This is a genomic window from Bradyrhizobium sp. Leo114, from assembly GCF_055229415.2.
Genome location: NZ_JBUYEN020000005.1, coordinates 206,509 through 226,351, shown reverse-complemented (window position 1 = coordinate 226,351; position 19,843 = coordinate 206,509). Strand labels below are relative to the sequence as shown.

Annotated in this window: 22 protein-coding genes and 1 pseudogene; 8 read left to right on the top strand and 15 right to left on the bottom strand. The window is 62.1% G+C overall.

Annotated elements, in window-relative coordinates:
• Positions 1-36: 36 nt before the first annotated feature.
• Positions 37-474 (top strand): hypothetical protein, encoded by a 438-nt coding sequence (locus ACZIRK_RS08635; RefSeq protein ID WP_028163682.1) that lies wholly within the window; start codon positions 37-39, stop codon positions 472-474.
• 1 nt (position 475) lies between these two features.
• On the opposite strand, the gene ACZIRK_RS08630 is transcribed toward ACZIRK_RS08635, so the two are convergent.
• The 3 genes from ACZIRK_RS08630 to ACZIRK_RS08620 are packed head-to-tail and all read right to left on the bottom strand — an operon-like array spanning position 476 to position 2,568.
• Positions 476-889 (bottom strand): VOC family protein, encoded by a 414-nt coding sequence (locus ACZIRK_RS08630; protein WP_130228237.1) that lies wholly within the window; start codon positions 887-889, stop codon positions 476-478.
• A 36-nt stretch (positions 890-925) separates the two neighbouring features.
• Positions 926-2,203, bottom strand: coding sequence for an RNA polymerase sigma factor (locus tag ACZIRK_RS08625; RefSeq protein ID WP_130228236.1), 1,278 nt, complete (start codon positions 2,201-2,203; stop codon positions 926-928).
• Positions 2,200-2,568 (bottom strand): YciI family protein, encoded by a 369-nt coding sequence (locus tag ACZIRK_RS08620; protein WP_130228235.1) that lies wholly within the window; start codon positions 2,566-2,568, stop codon positions 2,200-2,202. The genes ACZIRK_RS08625 and ACZIRK_RS08620 overlap by 4 nt, the downstream gene beginning before the upstream one ends.
• Positions 2,569-2,972: 404 nt before the next feature.
• On the opposite strand from ACZIRK_RS08620, the gene ACZIRK_RS08615 reads away from it, so the two are divergent.
• The 3 genes from ACZIRK_RS08615 to ACZIRK_RS08605 all read left to right on the top strand — a co-directional run bounded on the left by ACZIRK_RS08615 (position 2,973) and on the right by ACZIRK_RS08605 (position 5,273).
• Positions 2,973-3,938 (top strand): 2-hydroxyacid dehydrogenase, encoded by a 966-nt coding sequence (locus ACZIRK_RS08615; RefSeq protein ID WP_130228234.1) that lies wholly within the window; start codon positions 2,973-2,975, stop codon positions 3,936-3,938.
• A 737-nt stretch (positions 3,939-4,675) separates the two neighbouring features.
• On the top strand, positions 4,676-5,023 hold the full coding sequence (locus ACZIRK_RS08610) for a hypothetical protein (protein WP_130228233.1): 348 nt from the start codon (positions 4,676-4,678) through the stop codon (positions 5,021-5,023).
• A gap of 64 nt (positions 5,024-5,087) precedes the next feature.
• The gene (locus ACZIRK_RS08605) at positions 5,088-5,273 is read left to right on the top strand and encodes a hypothetical protein (RefSeq protein ID WP_028163688.1); all 186 of its coding nucleotides are present in this window, start codon (positions 5,088-5,090) and stop codon (positions 5,271-5,273) included.
• 256 nt (positions 5,274-5,529) lie between these two features.
• On the opposite strand, the gene ACZIRK_RS08600 is transcribed toward ACZIRK_RS08605, so the two are convergent.
• The 3 genes from ACZIRK_RS08600 to ACZIRK_RS08590 all read right to left on the bottom strand — a co-directional run bounded on the left by ACZIRK_RS08600 (position 5,530) and on the right by ACZIRK_RS08590 (position 6,367).
• Complete coding sequence (locus tag ACZIRK_RS08600) at positions 5,530-5,745, bottom strand: hypothetical protein (RefSeq protein ID WP_130228232.1); 216 nt, start codon at positions 5,743-5,745, stop codon at positions 5,530-5,532.
• Between the two features lie 68 nt (positions 5,746-5,813).
• Complete coding sequence (locus ACZIRK_RS08595; RefSeq protein WP_130228231.1) at positions 5,814-6,059, bottom strand: transcriptional regulator; 246 nt, start codon at positions 6,057-6,059, stop codon at positions 5,814-5,816.
• 98 nt (positions 6,060-6,157) lie between these two features.
• Positions 6,158-6,367, bottom strand: coding sequence for a cold-shock protein (locus tag ACZIRK_RS08590; protein WP_130228251.1), 210 nt, complete (start codon positions 6,365-6,367; stop codon positions 6,158-6,160).
• A 528-nt stretch (positions 6,368-6,895) separates the two neighbouring features.
• Between ACZIRK_RS08590 and ACZIRK_RS08585 the strand changes: the two are divergent.
• From ACZIRK_RS08585 to ACZIRK_RS08575, 3 genes and pseudogenes are all read left to right on the top strand, one after another.
• Positions 6,896-7,204 (top strand): annotated as a pseudogene (locus ACZIRK_RS08585) (transposase); the annotation flags it as partial.
• A gap of 495 nt (positions 7,205-7,699) precedes the next feature.
• Positions 7,700-9,175 carry a flavin monoamine oxidase family protein gene (locus ACZIRK_RS08580; protein ID WP_463327148.1) on the top strand — a complete coding sequence of 492 codons (1,476 nt, stop codon included), beginning with the start codon at positions 7,700-7,702 and terminating at the stop codon, positions 9,173-9,175.
• 175 nt (positions 9,176-9,350) lie between these two features.
• On the top strand, positions 9,351-11,042 hold the full coding sequence (locus tag ACZIRK_RS08575) for an arylsulfatase (RefSeq protein ID WP_130228229.1): 1,692 nt from the start codon (positions 9,351-9,353) through the stop codon (positions 11,040-11,042).
• 123 nt (positions 11,043-11,165) lie between these two features.
• On the opposite strand, the gene ACZIRK_RS08570 is transcribed toward ACZIRK_RS08575, so the two are convergent.
• From ACZIRK_RS08570 to ACZIRK_RS08560, 3 genes are all read right to left on the bottom strand, one after another.
• Positions 11,166-12,083: a 5'-methylthioadenosine/S-adenosylhomocysteine nucleosidase gene (locus ACZIRK_RS08570; RefSeq protein ID WP_245474914.1), complete on the bottom strand. Its 918-nt coding sequence runs from the start codon at positions 12,081-12,083 to the stop codon at positions 11,166-11,168.
• A gap of 115 nt (positions 12,084-12,198) precedes the next feature.
• Positions 12,199-12,969 carry a methanethiol S-methyltransferase gene (gene mddA / locus ACZIRK_RS08565; protein ID WP_130228249.1) on the bottom strand — a complete coding sequence of 257 codons (771 nt, stop codon included), beginning with the start codon at positions 12,967-12,969 and terminating at the stop codon, positions 12,199-12,201.
• A gap of 199 nt (positions 12,970-13,168) precedes the next feature.
• On the bottom strand, positions 13,169-13,834 hold the full coding sequence (locus tag ACZIRK_RS08560; RefSeq protein WP_130228228.1) for a TetR/AcrR family transcriptional regulator: 666 nt from the start codon (positions 13,832-13,834) through the stop codon (positions 13,169-13,171).
• Between the two features lie 97 nt (positions 13,835-13,931).
• On the opposite strand from ACZIRK_RS08560, the gene ACZIRK_RS08555 reads away from it, so the two are divergent.
• On the top strand, positions 13,932-14,576 hold the full coding sequence (locus ACZIRK_RS08555; protein ID WP_130228227.1) for a glutathione binding-like protein: 645 nt from the start codon (positions 13,932-13,934) through the stop codon (positions 14,574-14,576).
• A gap of 148 nt (positions 14,577-14,724) precedes the next feature.
• Here ACZIRK_RS08555 and ybgC read toward each other — a convergent pair whose 3' ends face one another.
• The 6 genes from ybgC to ACZIRK_RS08525 all read right to left on the bottom strand — a co-directional run bounded on the left by ybgC (position 14,725) and on the right by ACZIRK_RS08525 (position 19,749).
• Entirely contained in the window at positions 14,725-15,126 is a 402-nt protein-coding gene (gene ybgC, locus ACZIRK_RS08550; RefSeq protein ID WP_080663688.1) for a tol-pal system-associated acyl-CoA thioesterase, read from the bottom strand.
• Positions 15,127-15,242: 116 nt separating this feature from the next.
• Positions 15,243-16,163 (bottom strand): metallophosphoesterase, encoded by a 921-nt coding sequence (locus ACZIRK_RS08545; RefSeq protein WP_130228226.1) that lies wholly within the window; start codon positions 16,161-16,163, stop codon positions 15,243-15,245.
• Between the two features lie 217 nt (positions 16,164-16,380).
• Positions 16,381-17,424: a Holliday junction branch migration DNA helicase RuvB gene (gene ruvB, locus ACZIRK_RS08540; protein ID WP_130228225.1), complete on the bottom strand. Its 1,044-nt coding sequence runs from the start codon at positions 17,422-17,424 to the stop codon at positions 16,381-16,383.
• Positions 17,425-17,677: 253 nt separating this feature from the next.
• Positions 17,678-18,295, bottom strand: a complete 618-nt coding sequence (gene ruvA / locus ACZIRK_RS08535; protein WP_028163700.1) for a Holliday junction branch migration protein RuvA — start codon at positions 18,293-18,295, stop codon at positions 17,678-17,680.
• Positions 18,292-18,819: a crossover junction endodeoxyribonuclease RuvC gene (ruvC, locus tag ACZIRK_RS08530; protein WP_028163701.1), complete on the bottom strand. Its 528-nt coding sequence runs from the start codon at positions 18,817-18,819 to the stop codon at positions 18,292-18,294. Before ruvC ends, ruvA begins: the two co-directional genes overlap by 4 nt.
• A 183-nt stretch (positions 18,820-19,002) precedes the next feature.
• Positions 19,003-19,749, bottom strand: a complete 747-nt coding sequence (locus tag ACZIRK_RS08525; protein ID WP_130228223.1) for a YebC/PmpR family DNA-binding transcriptional regulator — start codon at positions 19,747-19,749, stop codon at positions 19,003-19,005.
• Positions 19,750-19,843 lie beyond the last annotated feature (94 nt).

The following is a 19,843-nucleotide window of genomic DNA, read 5'->3' as shown; positions in this document are numbered from 1 at the left end:
TATGCGAGGAGAACGAGGAGATCGGGGAGCCAGCGGATGTCAAGGGCGGTGATCAAGGCGGCTTTGATCGCAGCGGCGCTGCTCGGAGCAAGTTCGTTCGCGCGCGCCGAGGTCCGCATCCTGGCAAGCCCGGGCGGACAAGTCGAGCCGTTCATCGAATTGTTCGCGCGCGTGCGCGCCTCCGGCGAGCGCGTGGTGATCGACGGGCCCTGCCTGTCGGCCTGCACACTGGTGCTCTCGATGGTTCCGAACAACCGCATCTGTGTGACGCGGCGCGCCGTGCTCGGCTTCCATGCCGCGCGTTCGGTCGACAGGAGCGGACGTTTCTATGCCGAGCCGGAGGCCTCCGAGGCGGTGCTCGAGGCCTATCCGGCACCCGTGCGCGGCTGGATCGTAAGCCACGGCGGATTGACGTCGCGGCTTTTGCTGTTGCGCGGACGCGACCTCTCGGCGATCTATCCGCGGTGCCGATAGCTCACATTCCTTCGGCGGGGCAGTTCACCATCCAGGGGATGCCGAACTGATCGACGCACATGCCAAAACCCTTGGCCCAGAAGGTCGGCGTGAAGGCCATGGTCACGGTGCCGCCTTCCGCGAGCGCCTTGAACTTGCGTTCGCCGTCGGCGGGGTCTTCCACGGTGAGAGAGACCGCAAAGCCCTGCGGCTTGTTGAAATATTCCGGCGGCGAATCGGAGGCCATGATGATCTCGCCGTCGATCGTGATCTTGGCGTGCATGATCTTCTTCTTCCAATCGGGCGCGACCGGCATCGATTCCGGCGCCTGCTCATGGGTGAGTATCGCCTCGATCTTCGCGCCGAGCACCTTCTCATAGTATTTCAGCGCCGCTTCGCAATTGCCGCTGTAGAACAGATAGGGATTGACCTGCATGGCTTGCTCCTTGGGTTTGAGGGCAGTAGCGGAAAACTATTTCTTTGAAGATTTGGCGCCGCGCGGTTGGCTGTCGCGGATCAGGCGGTCGAGATGCATGCGGATGTGAGCGGCCTCCGCGGTCGTGTTGGCAAGTGCGATGGCGCGGTCGAAGGCGACGCGGGCCTCGTCATTGCGGCCGAGCTGCATCAGGAAGGCGCCGCGGACGCCATAGAAGTGGAAATAGTTCTGCAGCCGCTGGGCGAGCGGATCGATCATCTCGAGCGCCTCTTCCGGCCCGCGTACCTTCGAGACCGCAACCGCGCGGTTCAGCGTCACCACCGGCGAAGGCTGCATAACCTCGAGCGCGCCGTAGAGTAGGTCGATCTGTATCCAGTCAGTGTCTTCGGGCTTTTCGGCGCGGGCATGCAATGCGGAGATCGCGGCCTGCACCTGATAGGGACCGCTGCGGCGATGGCGCATCGCCTTGTCGATCAGCGCCAGCCCCTCGGCGATTAAGGTCTGGTTCCACAGGCGGCGGTCCTGGTCCTCGAGCAGGATCACGGCGCCGTCGGCATCGAACCGCGCCGCAGCGCGGGCGTGCTGCAACAACAACAGCGCGGTCAGCCCCATGATCTCCGGCTCGCTCTGGAACAGGCGCAGCAGCAGCCGCGCCAGCCGGATTGCTTCTTCGCAGAGGGGGCTGCGGATCTCGGCGGTGTCCCCGCTCGCCGAATAGCCCTCGTTGAAGATCAGGTAGATCATCGCCGCGACGGAAGCGAGGCGCTCGCTGCGTTCGGCCGCACCCGGCGCCTCGAACGGCACTTTCGCCTCCGCCACGCGCGCCTTCGCACGGGTGATGCGCTGCTCCATCGCGGCCTCGCTGACCAGGAAGGCGCGCGCGATCTGTTTCACAGAAAGGCCGGAGACGATGCGCAGCGCCAGCGCGATCTGCTGGGTCGGCGGCAAATCGGGATGGCAGCAGATGAACAGCAGCCGCAGGATGTCGTCGCGATAATGCGAGCCGTCGAGCCGTTCGGCGAGTGCGTCTTCGGCGTCGTCGAGATCGGAGATCGCCTGGTCGTCGTCCGGCAGCGCCTCCTGCTTGCGACTGCGCCTGATATCGTCGATCCCGACGTTGCGACCGACCATGATCAGCCACGCCGCGGGATCGCGCGGCGGACCGTTCTGCGGCCAGCTCTTCAGCGCGCGCAGGCAGGCGTTCTGGTACGCCTCCTCCGCCCGGTCGAGATCGCGGAAATAGCGGAGCAGCGCGCCGACCGCCTGGGGTCGCGCCGAAGTCAGCGCGGCGTCGATCCAGGCGGTATCGGTCACGGCTGAACACTCCCCGGGTTGAAAACCCCGACGGGCCTGATCTCATAGGCGCCGCCCGGATTGGCCGCGCCGAGATCGCGCGCGACCTCGAGCGCCTCGTCGAGATTCTTGCAGTCGACGACATAGAAGCCGAGCAGCTGCTCCTTGGTCTCGGCAAAAGGACCGTCCAGCACCAGCGGCGGATCGTCCTTGCGCAGCGTGGTCGCCGCCGTGGTCGGCAACAGCCGCGCCACCGGCCCCAGCCGGCCCTGCTTGGCCAGTTTCTCCTGCACGACGGAAAGTTTCTTCATGACGGCCGCGTCCTGTTCCTTGGTCCAGGAACCGACCATGTCCTCGTCGTGATAGCAAAGGATGGCATACAGCATGCGTCAGGCATCTCCGTTGTGTTGAAGACGAACGATTATGCCCGCAGCCGACAACACTTAGAAGAAATTTTGAGAAGGGGTGAGTTCCGCACCGCGGCCGCCGTCATTGCGAGCCAACGGGTCGCGCGAACGCGCACCCGATGACAGGCTCCGCGAAGCAATCCATGCCTCCACGAGTGGCGAGATGGATTGCTTCGCTCCGCTCGCAATGACGCGGGGCGGCAGCTTCCGCATCACCAGTAGATTCCGTACTTCGCCGCAATACGACGCGCCTTGGCTTCGTCGTCGCGCCAGCTATGGGCGTGGGCTTTCTCAAAGTCTCGCCTTGATCGGTGGCAGGAGAGTATGCGACCGATTCGATTCGTTATGTGATACAGGTCACGTTGTTGGCGAGGGGTTCAGGAATGACGAAAGGCGCGCTGGCGTTGCTGGTACATGGCGGCACCGAAAACTGGTCGCCGGTACGGTGGAAAGCCCGGTTCGACGAAGTCTGCCGGGACAGGCGCGTGCTGCTGTTACCCGATGCGGGCGCCGATCCCGCTGATGTGCACTACGCCGCGGTCTGGAAGCCGCGCCCGGGCGAACTTGCGGCGTTTCCGAATTTGCGCGTGATCTTCAATCTCGGCGCCGGCGTCGACGCGCTGATGGCGGATGCCTCGTTGCCCAACGTGCCGCTGGTCCGCGTCGCGGTGTCCGATCTCACCGGCCGGATGACGGAATATGTGACGCTGCACGTGCTGATGCATCACCGCCAGGAACTGTACTTACGCGAGTCGCAGCGCGAGAAACGCTGGGCGCCTCGGCATCAATGGGCAGCGGGCGCGATCACGGTCGGCATCATGGGAATGGGCACGCTGGGGGCCGACGCGGCGCAGGTGCTGCGGGCGATCGGCTTCCGCGTGGTTGGCTGGAGCCGCAGCGCGAAGCAGATCGACGGCATCGAATGCTTTGCCGGGACGGAACAGCTCGGCGCCTTCCTGCAACAGACCAACATCCCGGTCTGCCTGCTGCCGCTGACGCCGGACACGCGGCACGTGCTCAACCGCGACGTCTTTGCCAAACTGAACCGCAACAGCCCTATGGGCGCGCCGGTCCTGATCAATGCCGGCCGCGGCGGATTGCAGGATGAGGTCGACATTTTGCGCGCGCTCGACGACGGCACACTCGGCGCCGCCTCGCTCGACGTCTTCGAGACCGAACCGCTGCCTGCGGACAGCCCGTTCTGGAGCCATCCGAAGGTGGTGCTGACGCCGCACAATGCGGCCGACACCGATCCGGACGAGATCTCGAAATATGTCGCGCGGCAGATCGAGCGCTATGAGGCCGGCGACGCGCTGGAGCACGTGGTCGACCGCAGGCGGGGGTATTAGCGCAACTGTCGCGCCGGGCTTCAGTTATTCAAGAACGTAGGTGTCGCGAGAAGCGTCGCTTTCGGAGAGAAAGCTGACGTGCTGCGAACCTGACAACATCGATGCCTTTGACGCCTTCCGGACATTTGAGGGCTGGCAATCGTGGCTCGAGGAGCGCATAAAACCTCAATGACTGGGACTCGTCATCGAGGGTGCAGGTGCGGCGCTGTTTATAATCGCTCCGAAGCCATGGCTGAGAGCCGTGAGATCGGCAGCTTCGAATGTGCCGTTTGCGGAGCAACGATGGAGACGTGGAATACGGCGTGGGTTCCGACATATCGCCTGATCGCAGGTCCGGTGAGGCCGCCTGAAAAATAGAACGACCGAGCGCGAGCGCCTTTAGGAACCGGGTTAACATACGATCGTTGATCGCTCGGTTAGCCTTGCTGACGATTGGTCACAATGACGCGGTATTAGCCGTGAGCGAAGTCGCATTGCGCAGATCGTCCAAAGCAGTCGATGCATTGGGAAAGTAAGGGCCGCCTCAGTTACCAGCCCTCACTTCGTTGAATGTCAACTTCCGGCTCCAAGGCGCCCGTAATGGACGACCTTGAGGCTGGAGCGTCATCATCTTGCGCAAGGGATAGCTCCCGCTTCCCTGTTCAGTCGGAACCCATCGGGAGGACTGCTCGTTGGTTTTCTGATTGTGCCGAGGCGCGGGCCGCCACGGCCACTCTGTTTGCAAACTGAAAGGTCCGATGAGAAAACCGGTAAGCCGTTCCACCCAAGCTCAGGTTGCAGGCTTTAGTCCTTCGGAATCATTGCTGAGGGCCATCGTAGCATGGATAGATGAGCAGGAAGACAAGCCTGGCTTGTCCGAGGCGATAAGCCGCCTGGTGCAACTGGGACTTACGTCGCACGCCGATCAGGATCGCCAGAAGCAGAGCGCTCGCAAAATGGCTGGCGACACGATCGATGGCATAGGCGACACAACGACGACGGCAGATGATCGGGCAGTGCGCAAGCGTGATCTACTCGACGGCCCCAAGGAGTTCGACCGCGTGCGAATTGATCGCCCCAAGCGTAGTAAGCCGACCCGACGATAAGCCGAGCACCTCGAAGCCGCTGACATTGGGCGACTGAAGATCACCAGAAACAAGGAGGAGACGCATGAGACAGCATTCCCCATCGGATGCAGCCAATGAGGCGAATAATCTGTTCAAGCAGACCGAAAACAAAGTGATCACTGAGTACGAAAAGGCCGAACAGGCGTTCCATGCAAATCGGGAGCGGCTGAAAGCTGAACGGTTGGCCAGGGAAGCGGAGCGACGAAGTCAGCTCGACAGGGCGCCCTAGATGTCGCATTTCTAATTTGATGACGAGTCGGTTGCCGCAGACGAAGAAGGCCTGGGGTTGACCAGTCAAAGGGCCGCGGGGGCAGTGTGTTGCCGATATCGAAGGAGCTTGAAACGTTTACGGATATCGATAGCTTGCCACGGAAGCGCGGGACGAACGAAGCCTCGTCTCCAGAGCGACATTGGTCTGCGAAAGAGTCCAGGCATTCAATTGAGATCGCGAAAAGCGCTCTTGCAAACCTAGTCCGGCTTGACAACTAGAGCATCGAAAGTACGACAATCCCGTCTTCGAGCTCGCCTGAAGCAAGACGCGCCCGCGCCATACGCTCGAATTCTGTTCGATGCTTCTGCAGATAGCTGAAGGCCTGCTTCTGCGTGCTGAATGTCGTCGCTAACCGGCACATTTGTCGATTTGCGCCGAACGCGAGAAAGAAGGTGATCGTCCCGCCGCCGTCCGACCTGGCTCTACGCACGACCCGCGCTCTCTGGCATGTGATCGGCCCTCCCAATTTTCTTCGCCGTTGGCCCTGGTTGCAGGTCGCTAAATCCGCGGCTTCCTTGGGCGCTTCTTTGGCGCAGGCACTGGAGGCAAAGCTACTCGAAGGGCTGCGTCAGCTGCTTCCTTGGCCTCACGCGTCTCTCGAAGTCGCGCCATGTTCGTGCGAACTTCGATCGCATGCCTTTCGACGTCTGCCAATGCCCGCGCCCCCTCTTCAGCGGCCAGGCGCTTGCGATAGGAACGCGCAATGCCTTCGGGGGATGGCTCTGTCGGCTTCTTCGCGCTCATCGCTCACCGGGCTCCACAACGGACAAAACCCGCTCAATCCGAGGATCGAGCGGGCAGAGGGTCCGTTTCAGTACATCCGTGAAACGGCGCCGACGATATCAAGCCAGCGAGAGGTTCTCAGCGCTGACCTTGCCTCGCATCTTGTCGGTCTTGACCTCGAAATTGACCTTCTGACCCTCTCCGAGTCCGGAAAGGCCAGCCCGTTCAACAGCGCTGATGTGAACGAACACATCGTTGCCACCGTCGTTCGGCTGGATGAAACCAAAGCCTTTTTGGCCATTGAACCACTTAACAATACCTGTAGTCATTTTCTTCTCCAAAGCGCGCAAGCGCATGCCGCGCGACAGCCGCGCGGTTATCTTCAACTTCGTCGATGTCTTTGGAAAAGGAGCCCGCAGGCGCATTCAACAAGGCACAGCGGCTAATCGAACAAGTCCTATATACATCACTTTTCGGATTTTGCAAGGAGAGAAGCCAACTTGTTCGCCCAGCCAATTCTGGTGCTCCGATCAGAGAGGCTTTGAGTGAGTCTGTAGGCCTGCAAGAATAGGCTTCCTTGATTGACAGTGGTCAACGAGAGTGGTGACGTTGATGTCACCAAGCTGCATCGCTGTTGCAAGCAGATCAGCACGTCGACTCCGGTGACGAATGTCGCCGCCGCCATCCTCAAAATCGCAATGAAGCTCCTGCGCATTTGACTGCCTGCACGGAAGTGTCGCATTCGCAGCCACAAGCAAGGAGATTCAATTGCAGGTACTTGTCACAGACAACAATGTTGATGGCGGTCTCGGCGAGCGGGAGCGGCCCTGGGATCTCCCCTGCGATCAAAGACGCTAGGCTGCGCGATTAAGAGCCAATGCACGCCGTCAAAGGAGCGCCGCATCACGCGCTGGGAGCATGAGCATGTGGTCGAGGAGGTCCAGAGACGGCTCGATTCCAATCCCGACGCCATGCGGACGCGGCGCGAGACGGTCGAGCATCCCTTCGGCACGATCAAAGCCCGTATGGGTGCGACCCACTTCCTGATGAAGCGCCTACGGAATGTAGCCGCTGAGATGGCGCTGCATGTTCTCGCCTATAACCTCACACGGGTGATGAACATCGTCGGCAAACCGAGCCTGATTGCAGCCATCCGCGCTGCCTGAAGGTCGGAAAGTGCGTCCAAAAGCGCAATACCGCGTCGCATACCCACTTTAGCTGTCATTGGACGATCCGACGCGAGAACATCGGCCGCCTGCAATGACTGGCAACTACGGCCGCCTGCCGACCTATCCGTTTGCACACAACCAAGGCCCTTAGCGGACCTCACTACTGGAGTCGCCAAAGTCCGCTTCCAACGTAAAGCGAACCAGTGTTCACGCGTTGCTACCGGCACAGCTATGGGTCGTAAGCTCCCCCAGATCTTCCCCGCTCACTACGGAAATAGTTCTACGCATCGAAGTTCGGTTACGGTTGAAACATTGCATCTTTCCTGAACTCAGCGGACTGACCAAGTCTCTGGTGAAGATCAATGTGACTTACGTTCTACCTCGGCTCCCAGGCCACTCCTTATCAGGGGCCGCGCAGCATCGTAATCGTTCGACTTGACAGGAATAACCCCAATGAGCGGCAACGATCGATTTCGATCTACCGGTGAAACCTTGGACACAGCTATCGTCGGCGCCGGGGTTGGCGGCCTCTACACCGCATGGCGCCTGCTCGGTTGCGGCCAACCTCCCGGCGGCATGGCGGTGTTCGAGGCATCCGCGCGCGTCGGCGGCCGCCTGCTCAGCGTGACCATGCCGGGGACCACCGGCATCGCCGCAGAATTCGGCGGGATGCGCTTTCTTTCCAGTCACGCGCTCATCACCTCGCTCGCGGCAAAATTCGGTCTCGGGATTCGCGAGTTCACCACGGGCAACTCGGAGAGCATCTTCTATTTCCGGGGCAAGCAGTGGCGTGCCGGCGACATCGCAAAGAAGCAACCCCTCCCCTATGGGCTGCGCCCGGACGAACTCTATCTCGATCCGTTCGAATTGATCGTCAAAGCCGTGCGACGGGTGATGCCTTCCATGAAGCACCTGTCGCCGGACGAGTGGGTGAAGATGAAAGAGTCGCTCACCCTCGACGGCTTTCCGCTGATCGACTGGGGCTTCAGCAATCTGCTCGGCCGATTTCTATCCGATGAGGCCTTGCAGTTCATCGAGATGGGAATTGGCTACAGTGCAGTCGTGAGCAACTGGAATGCCGCCGACGCATTGTCGTTGGTGATCGAGTATACCGGCAGCCCGACCGAGAAAACTCTGGTGGACGGCATGCAGGCCTTGCCGAACGCGCTTGCGGCCGCCGTCATGCGCGAAGGCAGCACCATTCATCATCAGCATAGGTTGGTATCACTGCGCACTCCAGCCCAGACAGGCGATGGCCTGCACGAACTCGTCTTCACGACGCCTGACGGACCGCGCGCCGTTCGTGCGCGCCGCGTCGTACTTGCGCTGCCGCGCCGGGCGATGGAGATCATCGACGACTGCGCTGTGTTGAAAGAGCCACCCATCGCAGCTCTGCTTGCAACCGTGACGCCGCGCCCGCTTGGCAAGGTCTTTCTCGCTCATGAGCAGCCCTGGTGGCGTTCGCTCGGTCTGACCAGCGGACGGGCGACCACCGACCTGCCGATCCGACAGATCTATTATTTCGGCACCGAGCCCGACCGGCCGGCAGGCGCGACAGGCCATCTGACCATGGGCTATTTCGATCGTCCGCAGCTCGATTACTGGGCTGGCTTGCGGCGCCTGGAACAGCCGGGCGCCAGCGGATTCACCATGCTCGATCCTGACGGCCCCGTGGCGACAGAAGTCCGTCGCCAGATCGGCGTCGTGCACGGGCTCGATCAGCCGATGGCAGCGCCGCTGTCAGTCGGCTTCATGAACTGGGAAGAAGATCCGTACGGCGGCGCCTGGCACACCTGGAATCAGGGCGTGAAGAGCTGGGAAATCATGAAGAAAATCGCATCTCCGGTGCCCGGAACGGCGCTGCACATCGTCAGCGAGGCATGGTCGACCAAGCAGGGATGGGTTGAGGGAGCGCTGGAGATTGCGGAGGCCGTGGTGGGCACCATGACGCGCATACCCGCAAACTGAGGCCCCTCCCTCTCTCGGGATGCGATCTGCCGGAAGTGCATAGTCGCGGTCAGGCTACCTTTAATAGGCTGAAGAGCAGGAGGCGGAAGGCTCGCTCGGATGCGCTCGCTGCAGGGTGCGCTCCGAGAAGCGCTTGGTATTGCAATCGGCAACAGTTCGAGGAAGGGAACAGATCATGAGTATCCGAAAGACCGTTTGGATCGGCGTACTCGCGCTGTTCGCTGCCGTGCTGGCGGCGACCGCACCACCGGCGGCCGCGCAGCAGCAACGGCCGCCGAACATTCTTGTCATCATGGGAGACGATGTTGGCTGGTTCAACGTCGGCGCGTACCACCGCGGAATGATGTCCGGCAAGACGCCAAACCTCGACAAGCTGGCGTCGGAAGGCATGATGTTCACCGACTACTACGCCGAGGCGAGCTGCACGGCAGGACGCGCCAACTTCATCACTGGCGAGCTGCCAATCCGCACGGGACTAACGACTGTCGGTCAGGCCGGTGCCGATGTTGGCATCCCGGACCAGGCCGTGACACTGGCCACCGTGCTCAAGTCGCTCGGCTACGCAACGGGGCAGTTCGGCAAGAACCACCTCGGCGATCTCAACAAATATCTGCCGACAGTGCACGGCTTCGACGAATTCTTCGGATATCTATATCACCTCGACGCGATGTCTGATCCGTACTGGTACTCGTTCCCCGCCAACCAGGACTACTACAACAAGTATGGCCCGCGCAGCCTGATCCACAGCTACGCGACGGACAAGGACGACCCCACCGAGATGCCGCGCTGGGGCAAGATCGGCAAGCAAAGCATCGTCGACGAGGGGCCGCTGCCCCCGTTTCCAGATATGTCGAACGTGCCGAATATGCATGATCTGCCGTTCCTGAAGCCGAAGTACGACATGACCACTTTCGACGAGGTATTGGTCAAATCCTCCAGCGACTTCATGGATAAGGCCAAGCGCGACGGCAAACCTTTCTTCGTCTGGCACAACACGACGCGAATGCACGTCTGGACGTTCCTGTCGAAGAAATACAGTGCGATGCAGAACAACGAGACGAACTTCGGTCTCGAGGAAGCGGGCATGGCTCAACTCGACGACAGCGTCGGCGCCCTGCTCAAGCATATCGATGACATCGGCGAAACCAACAACACCATCGTCATCTTCACGACGGACAACGGCGCCGAGGTGTTCACCTGGCCGGACGGCGGCATGACCCCGTTCAAGGCCACCAAGGGGACCAGTTTTGAAGGCGGCTTCCGCGTGCCGGCCATCATTCGCTGGCCGGGCCGCGTCAAGCCGGGGTCGGTCGAGAATGGAATCTTCTCTGGCCTCGATTGGTTCCCGACACTAACCGCTGCGGCGGGAAACCCGAACATTACCGACCAGCTCCTTAAGGGCGTGACGCTGGAAGGCCGCAGCTACAAGAACCACCTCGACGGTTACAATCAGATGGATCTGCTGACGGGCAAGGGTCCCTCCGTTCGCCATGAGATCTTCTATTTCGCCGGTCCGCATCTCGGTGCGCTTCGCCACGATAACTTCAAGTTTCAGTTCTTCCAGCAGCCTTATGGGTGGCCGGGAGAAAAAGACACCACCGACATGCCAACCATGGTCAACATCCGCCAAGACCCGTTTGAGCGGACGCCGTCAATCCGCGGCGAAAGCCTGAACAACATGGGCGGAGGTTATATGAATGATTTCATGGCCCGCGAATTCTGGCGCTTCGTGCTTGTTCAGCAAGAGGTTGCCAGATTGGCGCAAACGGCCATCGACTTCCCTCCAATGCAGGCGCCGGCGAGCTTCAACCTTGAAGCCGTCAAACGGGAAGTCGAGCAAGCCATCAAGGCACATCCCGGCCAGTAGTGCGCTCTATCGTTCAACACGCGGGCGCTCTTCCGAGAGCGCCCGACACGATGAGACCGCGAGCACATCTCGTGCCTGGCTGGGAAGCGCCCGCGTTCCTGCCTGCGCAGCTACAGGTCTATGTTACTTGCTTCCTTCGCTCGAGCGGTTTTCGGGAGACTCTTGAGCTGGGAGAGCGCGGAGAAATGCTTTGACCACCGCGGCGGCGTTGTCCGACGCCAGGTGTTCGAGCTCATTCTCCGTGTTTTCGCCGGCATCGCCGCCGGCCAGATCCGACAGGCCGCGGAAGGCTATAAAGGGGATATGGTTCGAATAGGCGACATGGGCGACTGGCGCACTTTCATTGTCAACCAGGCTCGCCTTGAAAGTATCGTAAATCCACTTGCGGAATTCGGCATTGTCAATGAACGCGGGACCGGAGACGCCGGCACCTCCGACGACGACGCGAGGACGTGTGGTTCCGCAGACATCCGGATTAAGGCAGGCCTTCAGCTCGACTTTCGGCGCGACCGAACGTGCAATCTCCAGCATGGTCGGATCGACGTCAAACCAGAACCGCTTTTCCGGCTCGCGCTCACCCGGGTGAGCAATTCCGACCGCGCGGGGGAAAATCATGCCGTAGTTCGGCAGCGTCTTGCCGAGCCAGTTCGGTATCGACCAGCGGGCTCCGTCTTGCCGGGCAAACACAGATTCGAGATATTCAGACCAGCGATCGGCTACGACGACATCTCCTGGCGAAAGACTGGGGTTGATGCCGCCGGCAATCCCGGAGAAGACGATGCGCCTGATCTTGAAATGATCAATCGCGCCCTGCGTGGTCATGGCGGCGTTGACCATTGACACGCCGCTGAGGAAAAGAACGACGTCTTTGCCTTCGAGGCGACCCACGATGTAGGTCACGTCAGCTATGATCTCCGTCCGGGTCGCGCTCATTGCATTCTTGAGCGCGAGCCATTCGGGGCTATAGGCCGAAATGATCGCGATCCGCGGCGTGGGGTCGACCTGTTCGGCCGCGGCTGCGCGATCCGTCAGCAGCGTCAATGAGGCCAGCAGCAGTAGCGCAAGCCACAGAGCATCCCGCCGCCGCGGCCGACTGGCGGGCGCGTTACTATCCGGTCTCGAAGAGAGTTCTTGCACGAGCGCGCTACGAACAATCTCAGCGGTCGCTCGCGTTAGGCTCCGTTGTGTAGTGATCGGCCTTGATGGAACGAGGCCAGGGCACCAGCATCGCCACTCGCTCGCGATACTGCCGATACTGATCGCCAAACAGCGCAATCAGATCGCGCTCCTCCAGGCTGGCGCCAACGAAAATGTAGGCTGTTGCGACGGCCGCGAATAGAAAGTGCCCAGCCGTCATTGTTGGCGTCGACCAGAACGCGATGATGAAGCCCAGATAGAGCGGATGGCGTACCAGTTTGTACAAAAATGGAGTCTTGAAACGAGAGCCAACAGCGCTGACCGCCGGATCTGCGAACACCTGCTTCAGACCGAATAGCTCAAAGTGGTTTATCTGGAAGCTGGCGAACAGCACGATCAACCAGCCGAACAGTGCGAGCCCTGACAGGGCGATGGCGGCGGCCGGATCAGCAACACTCCAGATGATCGCTGGAATCGGGCGCCATTGCCAAGCCAGCAAGATCAGGACCAGACTGGCGAGAAGGACATACACGCTTCGCTCGATTTCTTGTGGAATGAAGCGGGTCCACCACTGCTTGAATGACCTGCGGGCCATCACGCTGTGCTGGAGAGCGAACAGCGACAGCAGCAGAAGATTGATGATCACCGCCTCGAGCGTTGGCGTAGCGGGTCCTTGGTCGATGTCTTTCGGCACGACGGCACCGAAGACGAAGCCGATCATATAGAGAATCGTGCCGAGGAAGGTTGCGTAGGCAATCAGACCGAAACCGATTGAGGAAATTCGGGCCATTTTTTCACCTTTCAGAGAGGGAGATGTTTTGATCATCTCGCACCGCTCGCATCGCATGGCGAAGGATGGAGGGGTGAGGTGACGGCGCTATTTCATTCCTGATTTAAACGATTGCAGACGTAATATTAGTCGTCGCACACCCCAGTCTGTTCAAAAAGGCATTGCGCTGGGCATCGCGAATTAGTCGGACTATGCCGCGCTAGCGGCACATCACCTCGATGGCGCCGTTGACGAGCGCTTCCAATTCCTCGCGCGAGACGCGGGCGCGGGCGCGGAGCGCGATGGTGTGCAGGGTGGCGGAAGCAAGCCGCCCGAGCGTGGCGATGTCGGCGGTTGCCGATAGCTCGCCCTTCTCCTTGGCGCGGCGGAAGCACGAGGCAAAAGCCTTGTCGAGCTCGACGAAGCCTTCGAGCGCCAAGGCGCGGATTTCGGGATCGGCGACCGCATCGGAAGCCGCCGTCACTACTGTGAAGCAGCCGCGCGGGGAATCGCCGGAAAGATAGATGTCGAGCGCCACCGCATAGATGCGCGTCAATCGTTCGCGGATCGGCAACTCCTCGCGGAAGATGTCGACCATCGCGGTGCGCGCATCGTCGCGGTAACGCTGATAGCTCTTGATGTAGAGCTCGCGCTTGTCGCCGAACGCGCCATAAAGGCTCGGCCGGTTCATGCCGGTCGCGGCACTGAGATCGTCGAGCGAGGTCGCTGCAAAGCCGCGCTTGCGGAACAGGTCGAGCGCCTTGCCGAGGGCAACGTCGGGCTCATAGGCGCGCGGCCGGCCGCGCCGCTTCGGCTCAGCGGCGTCAGCCTTTTTGCCAGCCGACGGTTTGGCAGCAGATGGCAGCTTCTTCTTTTTTTGTACCATTTCGCAGAAAATTCCTTGACCGAAACCATATTATGCAGAACAGTACAAAAATCAACAGGAGGCCCGGCCGCCGGGCCGAACCGCCAAGGAGGCACCCATGGAGCTTTATTTCTCGCCGCTCGCCTGCTCGATGGCGACCCGCATCGCGCTGTATGAAGCGGGCGCAAGCGCCGACTATCTCGAGGTCGATCCGAGGAGTAAGGTGGTGCTGAACGACGGCTCGGATTTCACAGAGATCAATCCGCTCGGCCTGGTGCCGACGCTGCGCACCGATGACGGCGCGGTGCTGACCGAGAACGCCGCGATCCTGCAATACGTCGCCGACCGCTTCCCAGAGGCCAATCTCGGCAGCGGCGCCGGCATGGAGCGCAGCCGGCTGCATCAATGGCTCTGCTTCATCGGCACCGAACTGCACAAGGGCCTGTTCGTGACGCTGCTCGACAAGAAGGCGCCGCAGGACGCGAAGACCTATGTCGTGGAGAAGAACCTGTCGCGGCTCGACTATCTCGAAAATTATCTGAAGGGGCGCGACTACCTGCTCGACCATTTCAGCGTGGCGGATGCCTATCTCGTCACCGTCATCAACTGGACCATGGCGACGCCGCCGGTTGACCTCGTAAAATGGCCGACGCTGAAGGCTTATTACGAACGCCTGCGCGCGCGGCCTTCGGTGACGAAAGCGATCGCGGAGGAGTTCGAGCTCTACAAGGCCGAAATCGCGCGCCACAAGGCTGCGGCGTGACACTACTGTCGTCCCGGACTTGAGCCGGGACCCATACCGCGGGATCTATCGGTGGGGCGATCTGGTCGACGTCGTCGCCAAACAACCGCTCACTGTGGTTATGGGTCCCGGCGTTCGCCGGGACGACACCGAATCTGTGGCACGATCTTCACACCACATCGGCCTTCAGCAAGAGCCGCAGCGATTTCGGGATCGGCTGCGCCCTGCCCTGGCTGATGAAGGCGACGCGCACCTGCGCTTTCACCAGCACTTCCTCGCCGCGCCGCACTTCCTGCGCCAGCATGATCGAGGCGCCCTTCACGGCGACCGGCCAGGTCACGACGTCGAGCACATCGTCCATCCGCGCCGGCCGCAGGAAATCGATCTGCATCGAGCGCACGACGAATGCAAAGCCCGGCGTCTCCACCTCGGTCTCGGCAAACAGCGCATGCTGCTCGGCGCCCATCAGCCGCAAATGATTGGTGCGGCCGCGCTCCATGAAGCGCAGATAGTTGGCGTGATAGACGATGCCGGAGAAATCCGTGTCCTCGTAATAGACGCGGCACTGCATGTGATGGCGGCCGTCGCGGATCTCGCCGTCGAGATGAGCTGTCACTTGCGAACCTCGATCGTCTCGCTGGGAAAATCGAGCTTTTGCGCAAAATCCGCGCCACACGCAAGCGCGTATTACGCCACGGCCGGTCCGGCCTTGCCGAGCGTCACCAGCACGATCTCGGGGGGAACGCCGATGCGGAACGGCATGATGCTGCAGCCGAGGCCGCCGGAGACGATGACGTCGCAATTGGTGCGCAGGTGGCCGTAGGCGAGCTCGACGCCCTGCCGCGGCGGCACCGCGGGCGACCAGCCGAGCACGCGGACCTGGCCGCCATGGGTATGGCCGGACAATTGCAGCGCCACGCGTGAGGGGACGCGCAGCGCGACGTCAGGCTCGTGTGCCAGCAGGATGACCGGTGCATCGTCGGTGACTTTCGCGAGCGTCGCGCCGAGATCGTCGACGCCGATACGGCGCACGGGGCGGAAACGCCGTGCCGGCATATAAGCGAGCTGATCGCCGAGGCCGGCGAGCCAGAACGGGCGGCCGGCCTTGGTCAGGCGCTTTGCATCGTTCTCGTAGACCGGAATGCCGTTGGCTTCGAGCGCACGATGGGCCACCGTCAGCCCCTGACCCTCGCGCTGCACGGTCTTGTCGTCCCAGTAGTCGTGGTTACCGAGGATCGCGTGCACGCCGAGCGGCGCCTTGAGGTTCGCCAGCACCGCGGCCCATTCGCTTGCCGGAATGAAGCGGGTGACATGGCGGTGGCCGGCGACGTAGTCCCCGAGCATGACGATGATGTCGGGCTCAAGTGCGTTGGTGCGCGCGACGATCGTCTCGATGCGCTCCAGCGACATCCAGGGATCGCAGGCGTGCAGGTCCGCGATCACGGCGATCTTCAGCGGGAAATCCGCCGGCCATCGCGGTGGGGTGAGATGGTAACGCGTGACGCGGAGCCGCAGGACCGGCTCGACGCCGAAGCCATAGGCCGAGGTCGACGCCGTGAGGGCGGTGAGGCCGCCGATGGATCTGAAAAATTGACGTCGTGAGAACATGGGGACAATCGGTGATGCCCCTCGTTGATGGGGTCCGATTGGAGCGGAATTGCGGTGCGCTTGTGCAGATTGTCAGGGGGTCTGCTGCACGAGGATGTGATGAGACACGTCGCCGTAGCCCGGGTGGAGCGAACGCGTAACCCGGGACTCCTGCACCAACGTTCAAGAGCGGCCCCGGATTACGCTGGCGCTTCACCCGGGCTACGACAATCGAAGATCAATCGTCGTCGTTGCCGAACAGGCCGAATTGCGAGGGATCGCGCGTGGGCTCGGCGAGGCCGAGGTGGCGGAAGGCATGCGAGGTGAGGAGCCGGCCACGCGGCGTGCGCTGCAGGTAGCCGCACTGGATCAGGTAGGGCTCGATGATGTCCTCGATCGCATCGCGCGGCTCCGACAGGGCGGCGGCCATCGTCTCGACCCCGACCGGGCCGCCGCCATAGTTCATCGCGATGGTGCTGAGATAGCGGCGGTCCATCGCATCTAGGCCAGCGGCATCGACCTCGAGCGCGGAAAGCGCGTGGTCGGCGATGGCGCGGTCGACCGAGGTGGCATCTGCTGCCGAAGCAAAATCGCGCACCCGGCGCAAGAGGCGGCCGGCGATGCGCGGCGTGCCGCGGGCGCGGCGGGCGATCTCATTGGCGCCGTCAGGGCTCATGCCGATGTTCAGCACGCGGGCCCCGCGGGTGACGATCTTCTCCAGCTCCTCCTCTGTGTAGAAGTTGAGCCGGATCGGAATCCCAAAGCGGTCGCGCAGCGGATTGGTCAGCAGGCCGGCGCGCGTGGTGGCGCCCACGAGGGTGAATTTTGCAAGCTCGATCTTCACCGAGCGCGCGGCAGGACCCTCGCCGATGATGAGGTCGAGCTGAAAATCCTCCATCGCGGGATAGAGTACCTCCTCCACGGCGGGACTCAGGCGATGGATCTCGTCGATGAAAAGGACGTCGCGCTCTTCCAGATTGGTGAGCAGCGCGGCGAGATCGCCGGCTTTTGCAATGACCGGGCCCGAAGTGGCGCGAAAGCCGACGCCGAGTTCGCGCGCGACGATCTGCGCCAGCGTGGTCTTGCCAAGACCCGGAGGCCCGACGAACAGCACGTGATCCAGCGCCTCGCCGCGCTTGCGTGCGGCCTCGATGAAGATCGAAAGGTTCTTGCGCGCCTGCGCCTGGCCGACGAAATCGGACAGCGATTGCGGACGCAGCGCGGTGTCGCCGACATCATCGGCGCGGCGTTCGGGAGTGACGATGCGGGAGGGCGGGTTCATGTCGTCAATTCCGTGACGATCGCAGCGATCGTAGGGTGGGCAAAGCGCGCGTCCTTCCCTTCTCCCCTTGTGGGAGAAGGTGGCGCGCATGCAATGCGCGACGGATGAGGGGTTGTCGCCGCGGGCGAGGTGCTCGCGGAAAGAAACCCCTCACCCAATCGTGTTCGTTGCCGATTCCGGTGCTGCCCTCTCCCACAAGGGGAGAGGGCACAGTAACAGGCAGTGCGAAGGCATAGTCCCGTAGGGTGAGCCATCACTTCGCGAGTTCCTTCAGGCCCAGCCGGATCAACTGCGCGGTTTCGGCCTGCTCGCCTGCACTGCGCGAGGCGGCGGCGATGGCGGCGGCGGCTTGCGGCTGGCCGTAGCCGAGATTGACCAATGCGGAGATCGCATCGGTCACCGGACGCGGCGCGCGCTCGTTGTCGATGGCGCCGGCGAGATGGACCACGGCGGGATCGACATTGGCAAAGGCCGGGGCCTTGTCCTTCAGCTCGCTGACGATGCGCTCGGCGACCTTCGGCCCGACGCCGGGCGTGCGCGCCACCGCGGCCTTGTCACGCAGCGCGATCGCGTTCGCGAGGTCGGAAGGCGGCAGCGTGCCAAGCACGGCGAGCGCGACCTTGGCGCCGACGCCTTGCACGGTCTGCAACAGGCGAAACCATTCGCGCTCGTTGTCGGTGCGGAAGCCGAACAGCTTGATCTGGTCTTCGCGCACATAGGTCTCGATCGAGAGCACCGCGGCCTCGCCGGGGGACGGCAGCGCCTGCAGCGTGCGCGCGGAGCAATGCACCTGATAGCCGACGCCGCCGACATCGAGGATCACATAATCCTCGCCATAGGAGTCGATGAGGCCTTTCAATTTGCCGATCATAGGCTGGCTACTCTCAGTCGCAGCGCGGTGCTTTGGCGGTGATGGGCGTGCGTGATCGCGACCGCGAGTGCATCGGCGGCGTCGGGCGATTGCGGCTCGGCCTTAGGCAGCAGGATCTTCAGCATCACGGCGATCTGGTTCTTCTCGGCGTGTCCGGCGCCGACCACGGTTTTCTTGACCTGGTTCGGCGCATATTCGGCAACCTCGATGCCGAACATTGCAGGCGCCAGCATGGCGACGCCGCGGGCCTGACCGAGTTTCAGCGTCGCAACACCATCCTTGTTGACAAACGTCTGCTCGACCGCGGCTTCCGCCGGTTTGAAATCGCCGAGCACGGCGGCCAGCCCCTCATGGATCGCAAGCAGCCGGCCTGACAGCGGCAGCCGTTCCGACGGCTCGATCGAGCCGCAGCCAATGAACACCAGCCGATTGCCCTCGACCTCGATCACGCCCCAGCCGGTGCGGCGGAGGCCCGGGTCGATGCCGAGAATGCGGGTGGGTTTGCGAATCGGCTGGACTGTCATGGGGTAGTGATAACCGCTGCGTTTCGAGAACGAAACACAAACGGGGAGGTCATGCACGGGGAAAGCGGTGCCCCCACCTCGTCATGCCCGGGCTTGTCCCGGGCATCCACGTCCTTCAGCACGAGTGGATACGCGTGGGTGGCCGGGACAAGCCCGGCCATGACGGCATCACGAGAGATGGGGCTACCCGCCCATCTTCGCGATCAGCGCGTCCGAGATCTCGAAATTGGCGAACACGTTCTGGACGTCGTCGTGGTCGTTGAGCAGATCCATCAGCTTGAGCAGCTTCTCGCCGGTCTCGTCATCGACGGCGACGGTGTTTTGTGGCTTCCAGGTCAGCGACGCCTTGCGCGGCTCGCCGAATTTCGCTTCCAGCGCCTTCGCGACCTCGCGGTAGGATTCCGGCGAGGCGTAGATCTCGTGGCCGCTTTCGCTCGATACGACGTCGTCGGCGCCCGCCTCGATCGCCGCATCCAGCACCGCATCGTCGGAGGCGGCCTTGTGGTCATATTCGATGATGCCGACCCGGTCGAACATGAAGGCGACCGAGCCGGTTTCGCCGAGATTGCCGCCCGACTTGGTGAAGTAGGAGCGGATGTCGGAGGCGGCGCGGTTGCGGTTGTCGGTCAGGGCCTCGACGATCACGGCGACGCCGCCGGGGCCATAGCCCTCGTAGCGGATCTCGTCATAGTTCTCGCCCTCGTTACCGGCGGCCTTCTTGATGGCGCGCTCGATATTGTCCTTCGGCATGTTTTCCGCGCGCGCGGCAACGATCGCGGCGCGCAGCCGGGGGTTCATGGCGGGGTCGGGGGTGCCGAGCTTGGCCGCGACCGTGATTTCGCGGGCCAGCTTGCCGAACAGCTTCGACTTCTGGGCATCCTGCCGGCCCTTGCGGTGCATGATGTTCTTGAATTGGGAATGGCCGGCCATGCGAGGTCCCTTGGGAATCGTCTTTCAAAAAGGGGGTGAGGCGCGGCGTTATAGGCCTCCGACAGGCCAAAATCAAAGACTTGCGGCGTGATCT